This window comes from Microcoleus sp. FACHB-SPT15 (genome assembly GCF_014849525.1).
Classification (GTDB): domain Bacteria; phylum Cyanobacteriota; class Cyanobacteriia; order Cyanobacteriales; family Coleofasciculaceae; genus Symplocastrum; species Symplocastrum torsivum.
This window is the reverse complement of sequence record NZ_JACJNU010000029.1, coordinates 259,337-281,803: the sequence shown is the minus strand read 5'-3', so window position 1 is coordinate 281,803 and position 22,467 is coordinate 259,337. Positions and strand designations below refer to the sequence as shown.

16 protein-coding genes are annotated in these 22,467 nt (G+C 46.9%); 9 read left to right on the top strand and 7 right to left on the bottom strand.

Features of this window, described 5'->3' with window-relative positions:
• Positions 1 to 121: 121 nt before the first annotated feature.
• Positions 122 to 544: a M48 family metallopeptidase gene (locus tag H6F98_RS10475; protein WP_192218600.1), complete on the bottom strand. Its 423-nt coding sequence runs from the start codon at positions 542 to 544 to the stop codon at positions 122 to 124.
• Positions 545 to 684: 140 nt separating this feature from the next.
• Positions 685 to 1,041: an iron-sulfur cluster assembly accessory protein gene (locus tag H6F98_RS10470; RefSeq protein ID WP_192218599.1), complete on the bottom strand. Its 357-nt coding sequence runs from the start codon at positions 1,039 to 1,041 to the stop codon at positions 685 to 687.
• A 330-nt stretch (positions 1,042 to 1,371) separates the two neighbouring features.
• On the opposite strand from H6F98_RS10470, the gene H6F98_RS10465 reads away from it, so the two are divergent.
• Together H6F98_RS10465 and H6F98_RS10460 are read left to right on the top strand one after the other, a co-directional pair.
• Positions 1,372 to 3,027, top strand: a complete 1,656-nt coding sequence (locus H6F98_RS10465) for a DUF6930 domain-containing protein (RefSeq protein ID WP_192218598.1) — start codon at positions 1,372 to 1,374, stop codon at positions 3,025 to 3,027.
• 167 nt (positions 3,028 to 3,194) lie between these two features.
• Positions 3,195 to 3,401, top strand: a complete 207-nt coding sequence (locus H6F98_RS10460; protein WP_192218597.1) for a bromodomain-containing protein — start codon at positions 3,195 to 3,197, stop codon at positions 3,399 to 3,401.
• Positions 3,402 to 3,617: 216 nt separating this feature from the next.
• On the opposite strand, the gene H6F98_RS10455 is transcribed toward H6F98_RS10460, so the two are convergent.
• Positions 3,618 to 5,873, bottom strand: coding sequence for a Tex family protein (locus H6F98_RS10455; protein ID WP_192218627.1), 2,256 nt, complete (start codon positions 5,871 to 5,873; stop codon positions 3,618 to 3,620).
• Between the two features lie 283 nt (positions 5,874 to 6,156).
• On the opposite strand from H6F98_RS10455, the gene H6F98_RS10450 reads away from it, so the two are divergent.
• Positions 6,157 to 6,744 (top strand): Uma2 family endonuclease, encoded by a 588-nt coding sequence (locus H6F98_RS10450; protein WP_192218596.1) that lies wholly within the window; start codon positions 6,157 to 6,159, stop codon positions 6,742 to 6,744.
• A 12-nt stretch (positions 6,745 to 6,756) separates the two neighbouring features.
• Here H6F98_RS10450 and H6F98_RS10445 read toward each other — a convergent pair whose 3' ends face one another.
• Positions 6,757 to 7,254: a DUF4385 domain-containing protein gene (locus tag H6F98_RS10445; RefSeq protein WP_199348400.1), complete on the bottom strand. Its 498-nt coding sequence runs from the start codon at positions 7,252 to 7,254 to the stop codon at positions 6,757 to 6,759.
• A 79-nt stretch (positions 7,255 to 7,333) separates the two neighbouring features.
• Here H6F98_RS10445 and H6F98_RS10440 point away from each other — a divergent pair, with 79 nt between their 5' ends.
• The gene (locus tag H6F98_RS10440) at positions 7,334 to 7,798 is read left to right on the top strand and encodes a VOC family protein (RefSeq protein ID WP_192218595.1); all 465 of its coding nucleotides are present in this window, start codon (positions 7,334 to 7,336) and stop codon (positions 7,796 to 7,798) included.
• Between the two features lie 538 nt (positions 7,799 to 8,336).
• On the top strand, positions 8,337 to 9,398 hold the full coding sequence (gene rsgA, locus H6F98_RS10435; protein WP_192218594.1) for a ribosome small subunit-dependent GTPase A: 1,062 nt from the start codon (positions 8,337 to 8,339) through the stop codon (positions 9,396 to 9,398).
• 276 nt (positions 9,399 to 9,674) lie between these two features.
• Here rsgA and H6F98_RS10430 read toward each other — a convergent pair whose 3' ends face one another.
• The 3 genes from H6F98_RS10430 to ptsP all read right to left on the bottom strand — a co-directional run bounded on the left by H6F98_RS10430 (position 9,675) and on the right by ptsP (position 15,253).
• On the bottom strand, positions 9,675 to 11,480 hold the full coding sequence (locus H6F98_RS10430) for a PTS fructose-like transporter subunit IIB (RefSeq protein ID WP_192218593.1): 1,806 nt from the start codon (positions 11,478 to 11,480) through the stop codon (positions 9,675 to 9,677).
• Between the two features lie 175 nt (positions 11,481 to 11,655).
• The gene (gene pfkB / locus H6F98_RS10425) at positions 11,656 to 12,594 is read right to left on the bottom strand and encodes a 1-phosphofructokinase (RefSeq protein WP_192218592.1); all 939 of its coding nucleotides are present in this window, start codon (positions 12,592 to 12,594) and stop codon (positions 11,656 to 11,658) included.
• A gap of 205 nt (positions 12,595 to 12,799) precedes the next feature.
• Positions 12,800 to 15,253, bottom strand: a complete 2,454-nt coding sequence (ptsP, locus tag H6F98_RS10420) for a phosphoenolpyruvate--protein phosphotransferase (RefSeq protein WP_192218591.1) — start codon at positions 15,251 to 15,253, stop codon at positions 12,800 to 12,802.
• 433 nt (positions 15,254 to 15,686) lie between these two features.
• Here ptsP and ppsA point away from each other — a divergent pair, with 433 nt between their 5' ends.
• The 4 genes from ppsA to H6F98_RS10400 all read left to right on the top strand — a co-directional run bounded on the left by ppsA (position 15,687) and on the right by H6F98_RS10400 (position 22,437).
• A complete protein-coding gene (gene ppsA / locus H6F98_RS10415; RefSeq protein ID WP_192218590.1) occupies positions 15,687 to 18,206 on the top strand; it encodes a phosphoenolpyruvate synthase in 2,520 nt (839 codons plus the stop codon).
• A gap of 237 nt (positions 18,207 to 18,443) precedes the next feature.
• On the top strand, positions 18,444 to 19,742 hold the full coding sequence (locus H6F98_RS10410) for a hypothetical protein (protein ID WP_192218589.1): 1,299 nt from the start codon (positions 18,444 to 18,446) through the stop codon (positions 19,740 to 19,742).
• Positions 19,743 to 19,885: 143 nt separating this feature from the next.
• Positions 19,886 to 20,701 carry an ion transporter gene (locus tag H6F98_RS10405; RefSeq protein WP_192218588.1) on the top strand — a complete coding sequence of 272 codons (816 nt, stop codon included), beginning with the start codon at positions 19,886 to 19,888 and terminating at the stop codon, positions 20,699 to 20,701.
• A 617-nt stretch (positions 20,702 to 21,318) separates the two neighbouring features.
• Positions 21,319 to 22,437, top strand: coding sequence for an NAD(P)-dependent oxidoreductase (locus tag H6F98_RS10400; protein ID WP_192218587.1), 1,119 nt, complete (start codon positions 21,319 to 21,321; stop codon positions 22,435 to 22,437).
• The last annotated feature ends 30 nt before the right edge of the window (positions 22,438 to 22,467 follow it).

Here is a 22,467-nt window from a genome sequence, read left to right as displayed (position 1 = left end):
AGAGTAGGGCAATTGCCAAAATTAGATGGGCAAACGCTGTATTCCCTAATGTACCTCCTTTGTAGAAAATATTAATAATAGGAAAAACCGGAGAGTGACAGAAGAGGGATATAACTGCGTATCAATCTTCAGATAGCCAGGTTTTGACGCGCTGTAAATTCTTCCAGTCTGGTTTTCTCGTCAGTCCATCTTCGATACTTTCAAACAAATCACGCTGGACTTGTGAGTCAATCGCCATCAGTTGTTTCGCCACATCAATGTGCTTCCTGACTCCAGTTTGACTAGTTTCTAACATGGCAAGGACTAGGTTAATCCGGGCTTGGGGAGCATTACTATCTAATTTGACCCCTTTAAGAGCAACTTTGTAAGCTTGCTCAGGGTTGTCATCCAGTAGATAGAGCCATGCGAGGCAACTCCAAGCAGCGGCGATTTTTGGGGCGCGATCGCATACTTCCTTGAAAACAGGAATCAGGGTGTCTGGACCTTCACCTGCGTTGTAGCGTTCCAGACCTTGATCAAAAACAGCTGCAAAATCGGTCGTCATAAATAGTTGTTCATTATTAGTTCTTCACAATCCAAAACAATACCAGACCCTGCTTCATAGTTGGGTCTGGCTAAGTATTTTAGTTAGCACAACGTTGCTCGTAACTCTTTAGTCGTACCAAGTGTCAGGATACCTGAAGCTCAGACACCGAAAGACTTACCACAGCCACAGCTTTGACTGGCATTAGGATTGGTGAATTGGAAGCCACCACCGATCATGGCATCGCTGTAGTCTAGGACTAGACCATAGAGATAAAGCATACTTTTCGGGTCGCAAATGATCTTAAAGCCCTCATAGTCGAAGACTTGATCATTGTCTCGAACCGAACTTGGGTCTTCAAAATCCATCATGTAAGACATTCCAGAACAACCCCCTTGACGGACACCCACCCGCAAGTAGAGGTCTTGTCCTTGTCTCTCCCGCAGTGCTAGAACATGCTTGAGGGCAGCTTCCGTTAGCTGGATACCTTTTTGTTGCGGCTGAGTTGCTTGTGTCATGAGTATTTTGTGACTCCTATATTGCTTTTTCGTAAGGACAATATGTCTTGAGCAAGTTCACACGCTGAAATTTAGTACTGTTATCGGATTGCCGTGAACTTGTTTAAATTGGCAGTTTATCTCCATTGTAACGATTCCTCTGGGTCAATCCCTTGGATTAAGAGCCTAGAGTATCAATAGTCCCTATCACAAGCGATCGCCTGCATCAATCACTCAATACAATTTTTCTAGAAGAACAGCCTGGAGTTCTTGCGGTTTAATAAGAGTATTAGCTCTTATACTGGCTCATTGAAGAGCCAGTATTTTCGCACTTAAGGCTATCCCTACCCTATGTCTGCTCTGAATCCCACTACTTGTCGTCGGCTCAAGAAGTTACCACAAATTCCTAGCGTATGGGAAGGCGATCGCCGTCCTTTGATGGCTTTTGCCGATGACTCACAGCCGGATGGCCAAGGCAATGGTGAATGTATTCTCTGGGTGGATGGTTCAGAAGGCATTGTTCGGGCGATGGACGTGGTATCTCCAGATATGGGTCCAGAAGCCGTGGTTCGCGCTTTGCTGCGAGCGATGGAGAATCCCCAAAACCCAGCTCGACCTGCTCGACCTTCAAAAATTGTAGTTCGAGATCGAGAACTCCAGTTTTTTTTACGAGGTGTCCTTCAAGAGCTAGATATTACGATTGATTACTTCTCAGATTTACCCCTAATTGATGAGTTGTTTCGGGGGTTTGAGGAAGTTGCGCTGCAACGAAAACCGACACTCCCACCTGAGTATGCGGACCTCCTGTTGGAAAAAGCCTATGAAATTTGGGAGGACGCTCCTTGGGAACTGCTAGCTGACCATAATATTCTCTCGATTGAAATAAATCGTTGGGATGTCGAAACGCTGTATACCTCTGTGATGGGAATGTTGGGGATGGAGTACGGGATACTGCTCTATCGCTCATTGGATTCTCTTAAGCGATTTCGTGCCTCGGTTTTGGAAGAAGAGTCGTTCGAGATGATGGAACAAGCCTTTTTGGGGCAAGATTGCTTCTTTGTTACGTTTGGGCGTGTGGAGGATGACTCAGACGACGAGGATGAAGATGAAGAGATTGATTTAGCAGATTTGTCGGTATCGGAGATTGTTCCAGGCTTTGGAACAGTACATCCATTTGAAGGGATGCGACCGTTTCTGTATGAGGAAGAAGCGATCGCTGTTTATGTGGCACTCGAAGCTATCCACCGCTTTTTTGGGGCATCTTTTCGGCAGTTTGCAGACGATAAGTTTCCAGCAATCACCAAGCGTTACCGCATCCCGATCCCCTTGGAAAGCAAGAAATCAACGGTGCCTGTTAAGGTTGCGACTCTCCCCGATTTGGCATCCGAGTTGCTAGATATGACTGATTTTGACGAAGACGACGACGACGAAGACGACGACGACGAAGACGACGATGACTTGTCCGTGCCACTACGGGATGACTTGGTACCGAAAGATGCTTTCCTTAGCCTAGGAATGATGCCATGGGAAAATTTGGAAATGTTGCGTACTAGTATTGATTGCTATCAATCTAGAGATATTAAGGCGAATGGTGAAGGGCTGCCTGTTGTTTTGATTCAAACAACTCGACCAAAGGCAAAGGCACTGATTGAGCAAATTCAGACAGATGGAGGGTTGAAGGGAATTTGCTTTAATCCAGGAGAAGACCCATTTGAAGGCGAACACTATGATTTAGGCATTCTCCAAACAGAAAACAGTAGTCTATATCTATTTGGGGAATTTCCGGAAGCTGACCCGACTCATATGGCAGCTCGTAAAAAGTGGGATCAGCGCTGTAAGAAAATCAACGGGCATTGTGGCTTAATCATTGCTAAGGGGCTAACTGGCGCTTCTCGTGGTAATCCCCAACCGCGTGACATGATGGCATTATTTGAGGCGCGATCGCTTTCAGCCAAAGAATTGGGGTTAGGAATGTTGCAACTGATTCCCCAGTTTGAGTTTGAATGAACAAGAATATAGAAGTTCAGGAGAATTTCTGGACTCCTTTCAATGGCTGTCCTTGAAGCCTAAACCTAACTCTTAGTGAATATCCCTAATAGCAGAAGTGCTAGCTGCTGTTCAATTCCTACTATTAAGACCGCACAATTGAGGCACAGTTTACCTGTGTTGAACTCATGGACATCAAATATAAGTGGAAAAATGGCGCTCAGCCAAGTCGAGACGAAGCTGCCCGTCGGGAATCTCTGCTAGATGAAGGTCAGTTTACAAGCAAAGAAGATCAGCGGCTAGCAGAAGATAATGCTCGTAAACATCTGGGAGTACCTACACGAACCCCAGATGAGGACATTCCTGTACTACCTCAAGCCGCTCCTCCTGATTAAGGAATTACAGATAGAAAATGGACTTACGCAGCACCTCTACCTGTAGGAGTGTCATGACGCACCCTACTACTAATAGTATTGAAACGAGCAATTTGCGTAAGTCCTAACCTCCTCCAACTGAAAACCGCTAGGGATGCATAACTTGAATGCTACTACCGCTTAGTAACTAAAATGTGTGACAGCTTAATTATTGAGGTTAAAACCTAAATTTATCCTCTAACTCTTCCTGTTAAATTTCGTTTTTAGGTCGTTTAGTGTCGGCGATTTCTGCGGGGTACTAACTGGATTTCTTGCCGTGCTATGTCCAGCATTTGTCTGTTCTGTTGACTTCATGGATAAGCTAATTCGCTTCAATTTTTCATTGACTTCCATGACCCGCACCTTCACGACCTGTCCCACTTTCACAACTTTCTTGGGGTCATCAATAAAGCGATCGGCAAGTTGTGAGATATGCACTAAACCATCTTGATGCACACCGATATCAACGAATGCGCCAAAGTTCGCCACATTTGTCACGATGCCTTCGAGTTCCATGCCAACGGTTAGGTCTTTAATTTCCTTAACCCCTTCTTTAAAGGTGGCATACTTAAACTCAGCTCTAGGGTCGCGTCCTGGCTTTTCGAGTTCACTGATGATGTCACGCAGCGTTGGTTCGCCAATGGTATCGGTGATGTATTTCTTCAAATTCATCGATTTGAATTTATCGGCTGCCTGAGTAATCTGCGTTAATACCACATTTAAGTCAGATGCGATCGCTTTTACAACCCCATAACTTTCTGGATGCACTGCCGTATTGTCCAACGGGTTATCGCCACCACGAATTCGCAAGAAACCTGCCGCTTGTTCAAAGGCTTTTGGCCCCAACTTCGGCACCTTCAGCAGTTCCCGACGATTTTTGAACGCCCCATGCTCATTGCGATAGGCGAGGATATTTTTAGCAACGGTTGGTGTCATACCAGAAACAAAAGTTAGGAGTTCCTTCGAGGCAGTATTTAGATCCACCCCGACATAGTTCACACAGCTTTCTACCGTTTCATCCAACTTTGTTTTGAGTAGCTTCTGATCGACATCGTGCTGGTACTGTCCCACACCAATTGACTTGGGATCAATTTTCACCAATTCTGCTAGTGGGTCTTGCAAACGGCGACCAATACTAATTGCTCCTCGCACCGTAACATCTAACTCAGGAAACTCTTGTCGCGCAACATCGCTGGCTGAATAAATCGATGCCCCCGACTCATTCACTGTTACTTTAATCGGCTTCCGATTCATTGTCGCCAAAACTTCTGAGACAAACTCATCCGTTTCACGAGAAGCTGTACCATTCCCGATCGCAATTAGCTCGATATTATAGTTCTCAATCAAGTTCTTGATCGTGTTAGCGGCTTGAACTCGTTGTGCTGCTGCTTGATGAGGGAAAATTGCCTGATATTCCAAAAATTTTGCTGTTTCCGAGAGGACAGCAACCTTGCAACCTGTCCGAAATCCTGGGTCAATTGCTAATGTCGGCTTCATTCCCGCAGGCGCAGATAGCAGCAACTCACGCAGATTGATTTCAAAGGTCTTGATTGACTCAATATCCGCTTCCGTTTTCTTGGCAGAACGGACTTCATTAATCAGTGAAGTTTTCATCAGACGGTTGAATGCATCTTTGAGCATCCCCCGATAAAAGTCTCGAACTGCCGGAACTTTTGTATGGATTTCCTCGGATTCCAGGTAGGACAATGCAACGTCTTCCTCAAAGGTAAGTTCAAGGTTCAACACTCCCTCTGTCTCACCCCGAAAGAGGGCAAGTAAGTTATGCGATGCAACATCTTTTACCTTTATCTGGTAGTTCCGATACATCTCAAACTTAGTAGAACCTTCGGCATGTTCCTTTTTAATCTCCGAGGCAAATCGCCCTTCTTTCATCAAGTAGTCTCGCAGGTAGGCGCGTAACTCTGCTTTCTCAGAGACTTCTTCTGCGAGAATATCGGAAGCCCCTTTGAGCGCATCCTCAACTGTCTTGACTCCTTTCTCTTCAGAGATGTATTTTGCTGCTTCCTTCTCCAGTGGTACGGGTGCAGCCGTCTTGACGTTTAGTGACTTGATGAACTCAACGAGTGGTTCTAACCCTTTTTCTCTAGCAATCGTTGCGCGTGTGCGTCGTTTAGGGCGATAGGGAAGGTAAAGGTCTTCTAATTCGTTTTTTTGTAAGCAGGATTGGATTTTGGCTTTCAGTTCATCAGTGAGCTTACCTTGAGATGCGATCGCTTCCAGAATTGCGGCTTTGCGTTCTTCTAGTTCAGTCAGATAAGTAAATCGCTCAGACAAGTCACGCAACTGGATTTCATCCATCTCCCCAGTGCGTTCTTTGCGATAACGAGCAACGAAGGGAATGGTTGCGCCCTCAGCGAAGAGTTCGAGAGCGTTTTGTACCTGAAAGGGTTTGAGGGAAAGCTCTTGTGCTAGGAGTTGAGGAATGTTGAGCATTGCGTGTGTGGTCATCTTACCTTCTCTAGAATAAGCACAAGACTTTCACCTTGCTAATACCAGTTCACTTTCTGGTCGATACATATAGTTGGTAGAGGAAAAAGGGGAAGGGGGAAGGGGAAAAGGGAATTTTACTACCTTTCCCCTCTAAGCTGCTCCGAATGTCTATCAAGATTTTAGTGAATTGGTATTAGAGCGATCGCGCTATCTCTCTTGAATCATCAATACCTTGAGAATTGGCTTGCCGCTAGACTAGAGAATATTCAGAAGCTGGGATAAGGCAATGGACGTAGCTGCAATCAACCTACCCCCCACCCTTGAATTAACTATTGATTTAACTGACGAGCAGTTTTTTGAGCTTTGTCAGAAAAATCGCGATTACCGATTTGAGCGAACCGCATCAGGGGACTTGCTAATTATGCCACCTACAGGTAGTGATACTGGCAGACGCAACATTAAGGTATCTGCTCAACTAGAAGTTTGGAACCAAAAGAACAATCTAGGGGTTGCCTTTGACTCTTCGGCTGGTTTTAAACTGCCTAATGGTGCAGATCGCTCTCCAGATGCGTCTTGGGTAAAGCGAGAACCCTGGGAAGCTCTTACCCCAGAACAACAAGAGAAATTTGCGCCACTTTGTCCAGATTTTGTCGTAGAGTTGCGTTCTAAGAGTGATTCTCTCAAAGAACTCCAGAAAAAAATGCAGGAATATATAGCCAACGGCACTCGCTTGGGCTGGTTAATTGACAGAAAAAATCAACGAGTGGAAATTTACCGTCAAGGTCAAGATGTAGAGATTATTCAATCTCCTAATACTCTGTCAGGAGAAGATGTATTACCTGGATTTGTCTTGGATTTAAAAGATATTCTGTAGGCGTACTAGCTTTTAATCTTGCTCGTACATCGCTTTATGCTTTTTTAAAAGCTGTAGATATTTCTCGTTCGTCTTTGCTTGTGTCCATTTTTCTTTGAAAATTGCCGCAGATTCTGCTTTAACTGGGTCTACTTCATTCGGTAAAATATCTTTCCTAGCTTGAAGTTGAGCTTCCTTGGAACTTTCTTTTTGTGGATTTTGCTTGTATTTTCTGCCGCTTTTGTGGTTTGCATAGCGACGCGATCGCGTATATCCCATCTGTAGAAACTTTCGCGCCATATCCGCGCCAATAAAATCATCTTGATTTAGATAATCAAGAAACATTTCATAGATTTTCTCGCTTGAGACTCTTGCAATATCCGGGGTTTTGAAGCGCCAGTGGGGAAGAATCTCTGATTTGTAAGGTTCTACTAGAAGCACTCCCTGCTCACCCTTACCGACTCGATAAAGTTCAGGAGAATCACGAAAATCTATAGTTTTAAAATCTAATGTATAGTCGAATGCCATCATTAATTTTTATTTTGAACTATAGACTTAAAGAAAAAAGTTTGCCTTCTATCGTAAGTAATGGAATGGAGTCGTTTTCACCATGCTATCTAGCCCCGATCTCAACACTGTCCTTGTCCCAGGTCATCTGCGCCGAGTGCATCACATTGCTTTGAATGTGCATGACTTGCAAGCCTCCCGCCACTTCTACGGAGCAATTTTGGGATTGCATGAACTAACGGGAGAAGAAGTTCCAACAACATTGCGATCGCTTGTTGCCGAAGGAAAAGTGACCAACTTCGTCACTCCAGATGGTACCGTACTCGATCTATTTTGGGAACCAGAGTTACCACCACCCGACCAAGACCCGCAGCGTGCCTTTACCCGCGCCAATCACCTCGCCTTTGATATCAACCCGCAGTTGTTTGACCATGCTGTTGAAGTACTCAAGCGAAATCAAGTAACGATTGATCATGGTCCAGTCACCCGTCCCACTGGACGAGGCATCTATTTCTATGACCCAGATGGCTTCTTGATCGAAATCCGCTGCGATCCAGAAGGAACTTAACCGTTTCACCCAAAAATTCCTCAGCCTCACCCAGTCAGGCGAACCAACTGGGTGAAGTGCGCTAATGATTTTTAAACGTTAAATTAATGAGTGGGTATAAATATAGGACTTACGCAATTTGCTCTTTGAAGCGCCATTTGTAGGGGCGCACAGCTGTGCGCCCCTACTATATATGGAGGTAGTGCGTAAGTCCTGAAATAGAAATTCTTGACTACTAACCAAGGAGTTAGACCATGGCTGAGCTTGTAGCGATTGATAGCACCATGCACTTCAAGGGACAACACATAGCAGTCACAGAGTTTTTTGTTCAACCATTCGTCTTAAGTAGGTAATTATTGGCTATGGTGTGTAGGCTTTACACCCACTACCTAAGGCAAAACAGTCTTATGTAACTTGATCTGTTTGAACAGGTTTAAGCGTTTAGCCGGAACATTAGTTCGCGGCGAGGTGCAAGACGTAAAGCCACCTACTTACCGAAATGAAAACAGAATTCCTCTGTGAACTTGCTTGAAACAAGCAATACACATTGAGGAAACCAATGAACTTGGAATTATTAGGCTGGAACAGTTTTTTTTCAAAAAGCTACAAAAGCCATTCACAAGAGGGATATACCGTTGGGAGAGTCGCTCTTGAGCATAAGAGTACCTACATTCTCTATACCGAACAGGGAGAACTCTCAGCAGAAGTTTCGGGAAAACTCCGCTATCAAGCAACTGAACGCCAAGATTTTCCTGCTGTAGGGGATTGGGTTGTTATCAGTGTCAGAGAAGCCCAAAAGACAGCAACAATTCATGCTGTTTTACCAAGAAAAAGCAAATTCTCTCGGAAAACAGTCGGGACTAAAACCGAAGAGCAAATCATTGCAACGAACGTTGATACTGTATTCTTGATTTCCGGATTGGATGGAGATTTCAACCTCCGGAGAATTGAACGCTATCTAATTCTGGTTTGGGAAAGTGGTGCTAACCCCGTCATTATTCTGAACAAGGCGGACTTGTGCGAGGATGTTAAGCAACGCCGAGAAGCAGTGGAAGAAATTGCTCTTGGAGTGCCGATTATTGTCCTCAGTGCTGTCAATAACCAAGGCTTAGATGCATTAATTCCTTACCTGAATCAGAGACAAACTGTTGCGTTACTAGGTTCATCCGGTGTTGGTAAATCAACCATCACAAATCAACTAGCGGGTAAAGCGATTCAATCAGTTCAGGCAGTTCGACAAGGAGATGACCGAGGAAAACATACCACAACACGTCGAGAATTGATTATTTTGCCCTCAGGCGGCTTGCTCATGGATACTCCTGGAATGCGAGAAATCCAGATTTGGACGGGAGATGAAGGTTTACAGGAAACGTTTGCCGATATCAAATCCCTAGCAATGCAATGTCGCTTTCATGATTGCCGACATGAGCAGGAACCGGGTTGTGCTGTGCAAGAGGCGCTTGCAGATGGTAGTCTCGATTCCCAACGTTTTCTAAATCACCAAAAACTCCAAAAGGAACTCAATTACCTTACGAGGAAACAAGATCAACGAGCTGCTCTAGTTGAGAAGGAAAAGTGGAAAAAAATCCATAAATCCTTCCGCAAGCACCCTAAACGCTAAGCTCTCGGAGCATTAGACCTCCTGCACGAATAGAATTTTCGCCCCCCTAGCCCCCCAAAATTGGGGGGAACCGGAGTTCAAAGTCCCCCAGAATTGGGGAGACAGTGCGGTCTTGGGGTCTCCCCAAGTAGAGCATCTGGCGTGGATTTAGGGGGCATTTCATGATTCATGCAGGAGGTCTATTGAAATGGCTCTTATCATCTAATCGTTTTAGGGAATAAGGTCACAGGGAAAAGGTTAAAGAATTTTCTTCTCCTTTCTCCCATAACCTTTGTATTAGGCGTTTGCTATTTCCTTTTCCTTGGCTTTCGGTTGCCAACGCTTGAGTTGGGTAATGGTTAAGGCTGTTACTAAGGTTCCTGCTGCGATCGCAACTATATATAGTCCAGCTTGAGTAACAGCATTTGGAATAGCCAGTACAAAAATACCACCGTGAGGGGCGCGAAGTGTGCAGCCAAACAGCATAGACAGCCCTCCAGTAAGCGCCGACCCTGCAACGCAAGCAGGAATCACTCGGATTGGGTCTTTTGCGGCAAAGGGAATCACCCCTTCAGTGATGAAGGACAACCCTAACACCGTTGCTACCTTGCCAGCCTGAAGTTCATCGGCAGTAAACTGACGCTTCGCAAGCAACGTTGCCAACGCCAACCCCAGTGGAGGAGTCATCCCTGCTGCCATCACGGCTGCCATTGGTTGATAAATATTGCTAGTGAGGAGTCCGACTGCAAAGGTATAAGCCGCTTTGTTGACAGGGCCACCCATATCGACTGCCATCATCGCACCCAGCACCAAGCCAAGCAGGACGGCATTAGTCTGTCCCATTCCCTGGAGGAATGCAGTCAGTCCATCCATAATTGCTTTGACAGGAACGCCGAAGACGTAAACCAGTAGCAATCCAACTGCCAGGGTTGAGAGTAATGGAATCACCAGGACAGGCTTCAGCCCTTCAAAGTTCTGAGGTAGATTCACCTTATCCCGCACGAACAAGGCGATGTATCCGGCGAGAAATCCAGAGAGGATGCCGCCGAGAAAGCCCATGCCCAGATTCGCTGCCAGCATCCCCCCAATTAAACCAGGAGCTAAACCAGGGCGATCGGCAATGGAAAACGCAATGAAACCAGACAGTACCGGAACAATCAATGCAAAGGCAGATTTACCACCAATCTGCATCAACGCATCACCAATGGTTCCAGGTTCAGGTTCTAGACCAAAGATAAAGGACAGGGCGATAATCAAGCCGCCAGCAACAATCACGGGCAGCATATAGGAAACCCCCGTCAAGAGGTGCTTGTAGGGACCGGAACGGTTTGCTGACTGTTGGGTTTTCGCCTGCTTCACGGCTTGCAAATAATCCCCCTGTCCTGCGACTCCCTGCGCCGCTGGTTCCGGCATACTCAGGGCATCCTCAATGACAGACTTCCCTGCTTTCAAGGCTTGCTTTGTGGAGGTTTCATAAACCCGTTTTCCGCCGAATCGAGACAAGTCTACATAGGTATCTGCTGCGATAATCACTGCATCCGCTTGGGCAATCTCTTCTGGAGTTAGCTGATTCTTTGCCCCCACAGAACCTTGCGTTTCCACTTTGATATCGTGACCCAGTTCAACGGCTGCTTTCCGTAAGGCTTCCGCTGCCATGAAGGTGTGGGCAATTCCGGTTGGACAGGCAGTGATGCCGACTAGGTGTTTAGCAGCAGTGGAGACAGCGGCTGGAGGAACGGGTACAGGGGAATCATCGGGAGTTGGAACGATGGATTCGCTCTCTTCTAAGTGGGATTGGTTGATCGCCTCTTCTATGACTGCCTTTGTACTACGAATTGTCCGACTTGTGGAGGTAGCATAAACAGGCTTTCCCGCAAACCGAGACGCATCCACATGGATATCTGCCCCGATAATCACCAAATCCGCATCCGCAATATCCTCCTGTGAGAGGGGACTTCTCACGCCCTCGGAACCTTGCGTCTCTACTTTGATGTCATAGCCCATCACCTCAGCCGTTTTCTTCAGAGCTTCCGCTGCCATGATGGTGTGGGCAATTCCAGTTGGACAGGCAGTGACTGCCACTATTTTTTCGCTCGTTTTCATCTGTTTGTTATTAGTTATTTGTTGTTAGTTGTTTGTTGTTAGGTTTATGTCTTAAGGTTTCGCTGTGGAGGCATTGCCTCTGGCGCTATTACCGTATTGAGGTACTGAAGAAAAGCGATCTGCGCTACCCTTCGGGAACGCCAAAGGCGAAGGCAGCAGCGCTTCGCTATCGCTTCTACAGAGATTGCACGTTGACCTGCTTCATAAAGGATTCAACGGTTTCCTTCGGTGGTAGCCGTGGTCCCACTTGGCTCAGTGCGCCCATTGAAAATGCGGTTGCTAGTCGCGCACAGTCTGCCAGAGATAATCCTCGCAACTTACCTGTAACCAAGCCCGACACCATTGCATCGCCCGCCCCAACGGTACTGACAACCTCAATTTTTGGAGGACGAGCAATTACCACCTCGTCTGCTTCTGCAAAGATGGCTCCTTTCGCTCCCATTGATACAGCTACACATTGAATCCCTTTTGTCAAGAGGTCTTGAGCAGCTTGTGCGATCGCTTTTTCACTCTCCAAGTGTCTACCGAATAACTCCTGTAACTCATCAATATTGGGTTTGATAGCGTAAGGGGCAAACGGAATGGCTTGGTGAAAACTCTCACCACTAGCATCTAGAACAACAGTTTTGTCCTGTGCTTTGAGTCGAGCAACCAATTTCCCGTAAATATCAGGGGACACTCCAGCAGGAAGACTGCCCGAAAGCACGAACCAATCATGGTCTGTTGCAAGGTCGTCAATTACCTGGTACAGGGTTGCTAGGTCGCTTTCTGTCGGTGCCTGTCCTGGAAAGTTGATGTCTGTGACTTGATTTTGCAACCCGTCGATAATTTTGACGTTGACGCGGGTTTTGCCAGGAATAGGAACAAACTGATCTTGGATACCTTTCTGGGTAAAGAAATTCTCGAACAGTTCTATATTGTCCTTCCCCAAAAACCCGGAAACCGTCACCGAAAACCCAAAATTTGTTAGGAAGGAAGCGACGTTCACGCCTTTACCGCCGGGGTCTGCTTGTTCCCACTCCACTCGGTTAACTTCACCCGCTTTGAAATTAGGAATTGAAGCCGTTTGGTCAATAGCTGGATTGAGCGTAATTGTGGCAATTTTTGCGTTCATGATTGCACCTCTACAGGAACGAGGAGTATGACCCCAGCCCCAGCCCCAGCCCCTCCCCTAAGAGGAGAGGAGTCTAGCTCCCCCTTCTCTGCAAGGGAAGGGGGCTGGGGGGTTAGGTTTTCCGAATTCGTCGGCAGCATCATTACATGCGCTCTTGTCTTAAATTGACACGAATAGTTATTGCCATATCTCTACAAAGCAGGCATTACATCAAAGCGCGAACTTCTTGAGCATTCCGACACTTCAAAGCGCGTTTCGCCAAATTCTGAGTTTGCGACAAGGAAAGCTTTCGCAGTTTCGCCTTCACCGCCGCCACACTCGGAATGCTGATGCTCAGTTCCGTCACACCCAATCCTGCCAAGATTGCTGCCCCTTTTGGATCTCCGGCAATCCCACCACACACACCGACCCATTTACCAGCCGCACTTGCTGCTTGTACGGTTTGATGAATCATTCGGAGAACAGCAGGGTGCAAGCCATCGGCTTGTTTTGCCAACGCCGGATGCCCTCGATCCATTGCTAGGGTGTACTGTGTCAGGTCATTAGTGCCGATGGAGAAGAAATCGACTTCCTTGGCGAACTCATCCGCCATTAGCACCGCAGAGGGGACTTCGATCATCATGCCGATGTCTACTGGTTCTGCGCCGACCTCTAAACGCACCTCTTCGGCAATTTTCTTGGCTGCCTTGATATCTTCGAGAGTGGAAATCATGGGGAACATGATTTTGATAGACCCCGTTTGCGATGCCCGGAAAATAGCTCTGAGTTGCGGTTTGAATAAGTCCGGACGTTGGAAGCACAGCCGGATGCCCCGCACTCCTAAGAAAGGATTCTCCTCTGCTGGGAGGTTAAGGTAGGGAACTTCCTTGTCACCACCGATATCGAGAGTGCGAACGATTAGGGGTAGACCATTCAGCGCCTTAGTCATCTGGCTGTAGGCTGCGAACTGTTCCTCCTCGGAAGGCGGTTCGGAACGGTTCAAAAACAGAAACTCAGTACGCAAAAGTCCAACCCCTTCTGCCCCAGCATTTACCGCTTGTTCCGCTTCCGTAGCTGCGCCAATGTTAGCGACAATTTCTACGCGATGCCCGTCAGTCATGAGGGCAGGTTGATAGCAAGCCAGTTTTTCCGCTTCTCGAATTGCCTGCAAATCCTTTTGGGCTGTTGTTGCCGTCTCTAAATCCGCCTGAGATGGGTTGGGATAGAGGTTGCCGCTTTCGCCATCGAGGATGCAGGGGGTACCGTCTGCCAAGTTAAGGATAGCGGGGCCAGCGCCAACGATCGCAGGAATGTCGAGCGATCGCGCAATAATTGCACTATGCGACGTAGGCCCACCGTAAGCTGTACAAAAACCCAACGTCAGTGATGGGTTCAGCCCCGCCGTATCTGATGGGGTCAGGTCTTCCGCAATCAAAATCACAGGGTAATCGGGGAGGGTCATCTCGTCCTCCACCTTGTCTGCTAGCAACCGCAGCACGCGACGACCGACATCCCGCAAATCCGTCGCCCGACCTGCTAACAAGGGGTCTTTGAGCTGTTCCAGGGTATGGGCGCGTTGTTCGTAAGCCTGCTGCCATGCCCAAGCAGCGCTGCGCTTATCCTTGAGAGGAGCAACGGCTTCTTCGACCATTTCCGGGTCGTCCAGGAATTCCTGATGCGCCAGAAATATCGAGGCTTTACCTGTACCCGATCGCTCTTTGACATCCTCGTATAATTCCCGTAACTGCGCCTTACCCGTTTCTACCGCTTGCCGCAGACGGGTTTCTTCTGCTGCTGGATCTTTCGCCGTGGCTTCAAACACAATCTTGCCGCGCTTGAGTTGAAACACCGACCCAATCGCCAATCCAGGTGATGCAGCAATCCCCGCTATCGCCTCAGACTCAAAATTCAGCGTGCGTCCTAGCGTAACAGATGAAGCTTCTTCCGCTTCATCCCCCAAACCCGCTTCGACTTCAAGCTTCAGCCTTTCGAGTGCCTCATCTTCATCCGTTCCCTGAGCCATCAGGCGAATCGTGCCGCCACCTGCCACGCCCAGCTTCAACAGCGATACCAAGCTCTTGGCATTAGCTGTTTGGTCACCGTAGCGCACCCGAATTTCTGACTCAAACTCCTTCGCCAAATTGACCATTACTGTTGCCGGACGAGCATGGAGTCCAGTTTTTCCCTGAATCGCCACATCGACAAACTTGGCAAAGTCCGATTCCGCACTTTCTGGAGCCTTTCCATTAGTCGTTCGGTTAGTCAGGCAGGCAATAATATCGTCCGGATTGTTTGTCTTAGATAGGCGATGTACAGCCTCCTCATCATCCAGAACATGAGTCAGGTTGGAGAGAATCTCGATATGCTCATCCGACTTAGCCGCAATCCCGACCACCAGATGAACCTGTTCTCCAGGATTCCACTCCACTCCATCCGGAATCTGCACGACTGAGATGCCTGTTTGCACAATTAAATCCCGGTCTTTCGACAGCCCGTGAGGAATCGCAATTCCATTTCCCAAATAGGTATGGGCGACCTTCTCCCGCTCCATCATGCTAGTGATGTATCCCGGCTGCATGTTGCCGCTTTCCACCAATAAAGTCCCTGCCTGACGAATCGCGTCGGCTTTATCGGTAGCGTCTGCTTTTAGCTTAATGCTTCCCTTATTCAGCGTAATCATGTCATCGTAAAATCAATCTTTAAAGTTTTGTAAAGAAGACAATTCTTTTGATGTTGAAACACATTTATAGTTCTCACTCTATCGCTCAAAAAGTGATTAAAGGAATCTTCCATAATAGGGATTTAAAATAGCTACAGGACTGATATTAAGACTCTATTAGTCGTTGATACCGATGCCGACTAATTTATTTTCTGCCTCTCAAGAGGTAATGCTTAATATAATAGAACAAAGCTTTATAAACCTCAATGAATATTCTAGTAAAGGTTGCGTTAGACTCGCAGATATAAGGCTTTGAGCAAGCTACGAGGATTATTTTTCTTAAGAGTCTCTTCAAGAAGTTAGATTAAGAAATTTGATAGTTGATGAACTCGCTGCTCTTGGCAACTTGCTGAATCATGCGAATTATTGAACTGAATTTTTGGAAATAAGTACGATGTTTACTGCCAAAAAACTAGATGGTTCTTTTTTAAATCAAAACCTTAAAGAACAAGCATTTGTCCTCTGGTTTGAAGAGGTAGGGATTGCTGATGTGCCGCTGGTTGGTGGCAAAAATGCTTCGTTGGGGGAAATGATTCGACAACTCACGCCTAAAGGAGTGAACGTCCCAACAGGTTTTGCAACGACGGCTTATGCATTCCGTTACTTTATGGAAAAAGCCGGATTGGAAGCTCGCTTACGGCGATTGCTAGCCGACTTAGATGTGGAGAATATCAATAACCTGCGGGAACGCGGCAGACAGGCACGGACATTAATATTGGACACGCCTTTCCCTACGGAGTTAGAAGAGGCAATTACTAACAGCTACGTGCAGTTATCTGAACGGTATGGGGTCAACGTGGAAATGTGCGATCGCCTCACCGGAGACGAATTGCAAGCCTGTCTCAGCCGTTACAGTGGGGTAGATGTGGCAGTGCGTTCCAGTGCAACGGCTGAAGATTTGCCGGATGCCAGTTTTGCTGGACAACAAGAAACCTATCTCAATATCAATGGCATTGATGGCGTTCTAGAAGCCTGCCACCAATGCTTCGCGTCTCTATTTACCGATCGCGCTATTTCCTACCGCACGATCAAAAACTTTGATCACTTAGACGTTGCCCTTTCGGTAGGGGTGCAGAAGATGGTACGCTCCGACCTTGCCTCTTCGGGTGTGATGTTCTCAATCGACACTGAAACTGGCTTCAAGAATGCGGCATTAGTTACGGCGGCATACGGATTAGGTGAAAGCGTCGTGCAGGGTGTGGTCAACCCCGATGAGTACATCGTCTTCAAACCAACACTCAAAGAGGGATTCCGCCCCATCCTAGAGAAGCGACTAGGCAGCAAAGAAATCAAAATGATTTACGACATCGGTGGCACTAGACCAACGACTAACGTGCTTGTCCCGAAGTCAGAACAGGCAAAATATGCCCTCAACGATGACGAAATCATCAAGCTTGCAGAGTGGGCGTGCATCATTGAAGACCACTACTCCAGTGTTCGGGAAACCTACAGCCCGATGGACATTGAGTGGGCAAAGGATGGGACAACAGGCGAATTATTTATAGTGCAGGCTCGTCCTGAAACCGTACATTCCCAAAAGACAAGCAATGTTCTCAAGATCTATAAATTAACTGGAAAAACGCCTTCTGAACCCCTGCTGACAGGTCGGGCAGTCGGTGAAATGATCGGGCAGGGTAAGGTGCGAACTATCGTCGATCTTCGCAAGCTGGATGAGTTTCAGGAGGGAGAAGTGTTAGTAACACCCCGCACCGACCCCGATTGGGAACCTGTCATGAAGAAAGCCAGTGCGGTGATTACCAACCAAGGTGGGCGCACCTGCCACGCCGCTATCATTGCGCGGGAGTTAGGACTTCCTGCGATCGTTGGTTGCGATAATGCTACAGATGTTCTGAAAGATGGGCAAGAAGTCACCGTTTCCTGTGCCGAGGGGGAAGAAGGGCATATTTACGATGGTTTGTTGCCCTTTGAGGTGGAGGAACTCGAACTGGGTACTTTGCCACAAACCCGCACAAAGGTATTGATGAACGTTGGCAATCCTCAAGAAGCGTTCAGACTATCGCTTATCCCCAACGATGGGGTTGGGTTGGCACGCACCGAGTTTATTATCGCGAATCATATCAAAGTCCATCCTCTTGCCCTCCTGCACTTCGACACCTTGAAGGATAAAGCAGCGAAGTGGGAAATCAGTCAGTTGGCGAACCAGTATGAGGAGATGTCTGATTATTTTGTAGACAAGCTTGCCTCAGGAATTGGGATGCTAGCCGCCGCGTTCTACCCTAACCCAGTGGTAGTAAGAATGTCAGACCTCAAGAGCAATGAATATGCTCACCTGATTGGCGGTCGAGAGTTTGAGCCAGAGGAAGAAAACCCGATGATGGGCTGGCGAGGCGCTTCGCGTTACTATGACCCGAAATATCGAGATGCTTTTGGACTAGAGTGCAAAGCCTTCAAGCGAGTTCGGAATGAGATGGGTTTGACGAATGTAATTCCGATGATTCCCTTCTGCCGCACACCTGCTGAAGGACGCAAAGTGCTGGAGGAGATGGCGAAACACGGATTAGTGCAGGGTGAGAATGGCTTACAAGTTTATGTAATGTGCGAATTGCCCAGTAATATCGAGTTAGCCGATCGCTTTAGTGAAATCTTTGATGGCTTCTCAATTGGCTCAAATGACCTAACCCAGCTAACCCTAGGTTTGGATCGGGATTCTGCCTTGGTTTCTCATCTATTTGATGAGCGCGATGAAGCCGTGAAACGCAAGCTAGAGCGAGTGATTGCTTGTGCAAAACAGTTTAATCGCAAGATTGGCATCTGCGGTCAAGCGCCGAGTGACTATCCTGAATTCGCGCAATTTCTGGTGGAACAGGGCATTGATTCGATTAGTTTGAACCCGGATTCGGTATTGAAAACACGGCTTGCGATCGCCAAGACTGAAGCTACCATTCTCAAGTAGGTCAGGACTTAGACCCTTCAACACGCTCTAGAGGGTTGGCAATGCCAGCCAAGTTGAATTGAATCATTGGGAAAAGGCGAAGAGGAAAAGGAAGAAAGAGTCCTTTTTTGTTAAATATAGACACTAAGGTTTAGCCTACGGCAGGCTACGCCAACCGTTACACTGCGTGATAGGCGGCTGATGTTCTCTAGCCACAGTTAACAGTCAACCGTCAACAAAGAAGAACTGAGTGTGAATATGTCTGAAAACCGTCGGCTAGATGCCTTTTCCCTAGCCGCATTACTGGTGTCTGCACATTATGGCTTGGGGTTTCTCCTCGGAACCGCTGAAAAATCATTGACTTTAGATACGGCTGGCAGCCTCTACGCTGTATCTCTTGGCTTAGGGACAATCGCTCTTTTGGGACTGGCAAAGTTTTACTGGACTCAAGTCGAGCAAATCTGGACATTGCTGGGAAACCGCTACGGCAGTCAAGTCAAAATTATTGTGGGGTTGATGTCGTGGTTATCGCTGATTGGTATTGAAGCAGTTCAAATGATTTCTGGTGCCTTTATCCTGAAAGTCTTGGGAATCCCAGTACTTCCCAGCATGATTGTTTTAGCTATCTTATTTACCCTTATTTCCGTGCTGCCAGTCGAGAAAGCCAGCTTTCTCTTTCGGGGGTTGCTTATCCTGAATTTCTTAGCTTTACTCTACGGATTGTGGGTGTTGCATGGTTTTCCGCAGTATTTGCGATCGCCTCTTGAGTTTATCCCTTCGCTTGAACAAGTGAGCCTCCCAACCCTTATTGGTGTCTCACTATCTACTATTTTGCTAGTTCTCATTGATATGAAGTACCAGCAATTTGTTGTTCAGGCAAAGGATGTGCAGAGTCTTTATCAAGGGTGTGTATTGGCAGCAATTTTGCTACTCTTGCTTGCCTTATTACCTAGTTCAGTTGTGATAGCTGCCAAAGAAGCAGGAATTTTGCCGACTGATATTGATGGGAAAGAAACACTCCCCTTTATCCTGTCGTGGATTGGTGGTGGTGCTGATAAACCTTTGGGTGTTGTTCTGATTATTTCGTTATTAGTTCCAGCGCTGGGTGTTGGTAGTAGTATATTGCGGGTGCAAACCAAGACTATTTTGGACTTCAATATTCTGCCTACATCCAACTTTAATCGCTTACTCATCACTATTTTCAATGCTCTCTTGGCTCTCGCCGTTGCCTTGAAGGGGGGCGAGATTATCAATTTAATTGTGTCTTTTTACGCTGCTTATGTGTCCGCTGTCTTAGTTCCTTTTGTTGCCTATCTACTTGCTCAACTTGGACGTTATACGTTCTCTCCTTCAAGCGTAAGGTTGTCTTTAGTAATGAGTAGCCTCTCGGCTTCTTCTGTACTGATTTTAACTCTCATCAACCCTTCCCTAGTTGTGTTTGGCAATGTTGAATTGAACATTATGGCAATAGGGATTTTATTGGGTATTTTAGGTTTATTGGTGGGTCAGGTGATAGAGAAATATGTTCCTGCTTCTAAGGTAAAGGAAGAAATTTAAGCGAAATCTGGCGATTTACAAACGTTGCTGCGAGTAGGAGCTAGGCTTACTATTTACAATAGATAAGGAATCTTGCCCTTGACACTATCACTCCATCGGCTATTCATGTTGATAGACTGATTTAACATTAGAGCGATACTCGCATGAACAGCCTAAACACTTCCGAAAAAGGGGAACTTAAGAAAGAACGGAGCGAGTTGCTGCAACAGGTTGAAGACTGGCTGGAAACGCCTATGCTAGTGCTGGGCTTTGCGTGGCTAGCACTGTTGGTCGTCGATCTAATTTGGGGATTAAGTTCCCTACTTGAAGTTATCAGCAATGTCATCTGGATTCTCTTCATTCTGGACTTTGCTGTTACATTCACCTTAGCTCCACACAAGCTCGTCTATCTCAAGCACAACTGGCTGACAGTTATTTCCTTAGCGCTGCCAGCCTTGCGCCTCTTCCGAATTGTGCGGGTGCTGCGTCTGTTAAGGGCTACCCGTGGATTGCGGTTAGTGCGTGTTATCGGTTCGCTTAATCGCGGGATGGGTGCGCTTCGGGCGAGTATGGGTCGTCGTGGCTTTGGCTACATCATCGCCTTGAGTGCGATCGTCACACTGGTGGGAGCAGCAGGGATGTATGCATTTGAAAGCGAAACTCCCGACGGGCGAGGCTTGCAAGACTACGGTGCTGCCTTGTGGTGGACAGCGATGCTCATAACAACGTTGGGATCGGAATACTGGCCGCAGACTCCAGAGGGTCGTATTCTCTGCTTTATCCTAGCGCTGTATGCTTTCTCGGTGTTTGGCTACGTAACGGCAACCCTAGCGACGTTCTTCGTCGGTCGTGATGCAGAAAATGATCAGGCAGAAGTAGCGGGTGCTAAATCCATTGAAGCGCTCCAGGAGGAAATCAAAGCCTTACGTGCTGATATTCAGGCGTTATCTCGTCAGAACCTAGAACAAGAGAAGACTTAAATAGTCTATGGGAAGTAGAGACAGCAGGGGGATGCACAACATCCATTAGAATCATCAGAAAGTAAGAGGGGTTGCCGACTCAGCACTTCGACCAGCGCGAATACGCCTAATACAAATGTCAGCACTCGTCTCAGTTTCAGGCGAATACCTTCAGTCGCATCTACAAATAGAGAAAGGCTATATTTCAGTCAATGAGTGTAATCGTATACATAAACGGCTGATGCTATTAGCTAGAAATAACAGACTAACGACAAAGGGGCGATATATAAAACAAGGTTTCAAAACTGGATAGCCAAGTTCTCACTTGCTGTACTAATAAAAACGAATGCAAAGATATTTAGTATAGAAAATCACTAAAAGAGATTACATCTATTCCCCTGACCAGCCTTTAGCAATAGCTGTCACCTTGTAGAAGCGAAAACACTTTAGGCTCAGTCTATGCGCTCGCAATAAATCTCATTGAGTCAACCATAAGAATTGCCCCTATTCGAGTCTGTCATTCGGGTGATGACAAAGAAGTATAAGTTCATGAATACTGCTGTTTTCATGCATAAATACGCAAATAACTGCTTTTTCTAGGCATTTATTCAGGCAATCTACTTAGGGAGAAACCACACTTGAGCAAACACATCCTAATCACTGGTGGGGCAGGATTCATTGGCTCTCACTTGGTAGACGAACTGCTTGGCAAAGGGTATCAGGTTCGTGTACTAGACAACCTCTCACCACAAGTTCATGGCGCGGACTGCTCTCGACCTAGCTACTTGAATCCAGAGGTCGAACTGATAGTTGGGGATATTCGCGATCCTAACGCTGTAGCCCAAGCTCTCAAAGGAATTGATGCTGTCTATCATTTCGCCGCAATAGTCGGTGTTGGACAGAGCATGTATGAAATTGGGAAGTACACAGATACCAATAATCTGGGAACCGCTGTGCTACTGGAAGCGCTGATTGAAAACCCTGTTGAGCGGCTGATTGTTGCCTCAAGCATGAGCATCTATGGTGAAGGTCTTTACCAGGCACCAGATGGCAGCTTTTGTAACGGGTTTGAACGAACTCAAGAACAACTTAAGGCAGGAGATTGGGAAGTTTACAATACAAGGCGTGAGGTACTTAAACCCGTTCCTACGCCGGAGACGAAAGTGCCATCATTGGCTTCTGTCTATGCCCTCTCAAAGTATGACCAAGAGCGCATGTGCTTAATCCTTGGTCAAGCTTATGGAATGCAAACGGTAGCATTGAGATTTTTTAACACTTACGGCACTCGGCAATCCCTGTCCAATCCCTACACAGGTGTCCTTGCGATTTTTGCATCCCGCTTACTCAACAACAATCCTCCCTTAATTTTTGAAGACGGCTATCAACAACGTGACTTTGTGAGTATCCACGACGTTGTGCAAGCTTGCCGACTGGCATTAGAAGTACCACAAGCAGCAGGTTGCGCCTTCAATGTCGCGAGTGGTCAGCAATATACTGTCCGGGAGGCTGCTGAACACATGGCAAAGGCGCTAGGCAAAGAGTATATCCAACCCAAAATCATTGGGAAATACCGTGTGGGAGATGTCAGGCATTGCTTTGCTGACATTACACTTGCTCGTGAAGTTTTGGGATATCAACCGCGCCTGACCCTAGAGGAAGGCTTGATTGAGCTGGCTAGCTGGCTAGAAGGACAAGTAGCAGATGACCGGGTGGCAGAGGCTAGTGCCGAACTCGCTGCACGGGGGTTAACGGTATAAGCTCACCCTGTACTTAAGGTCGGGGGATGA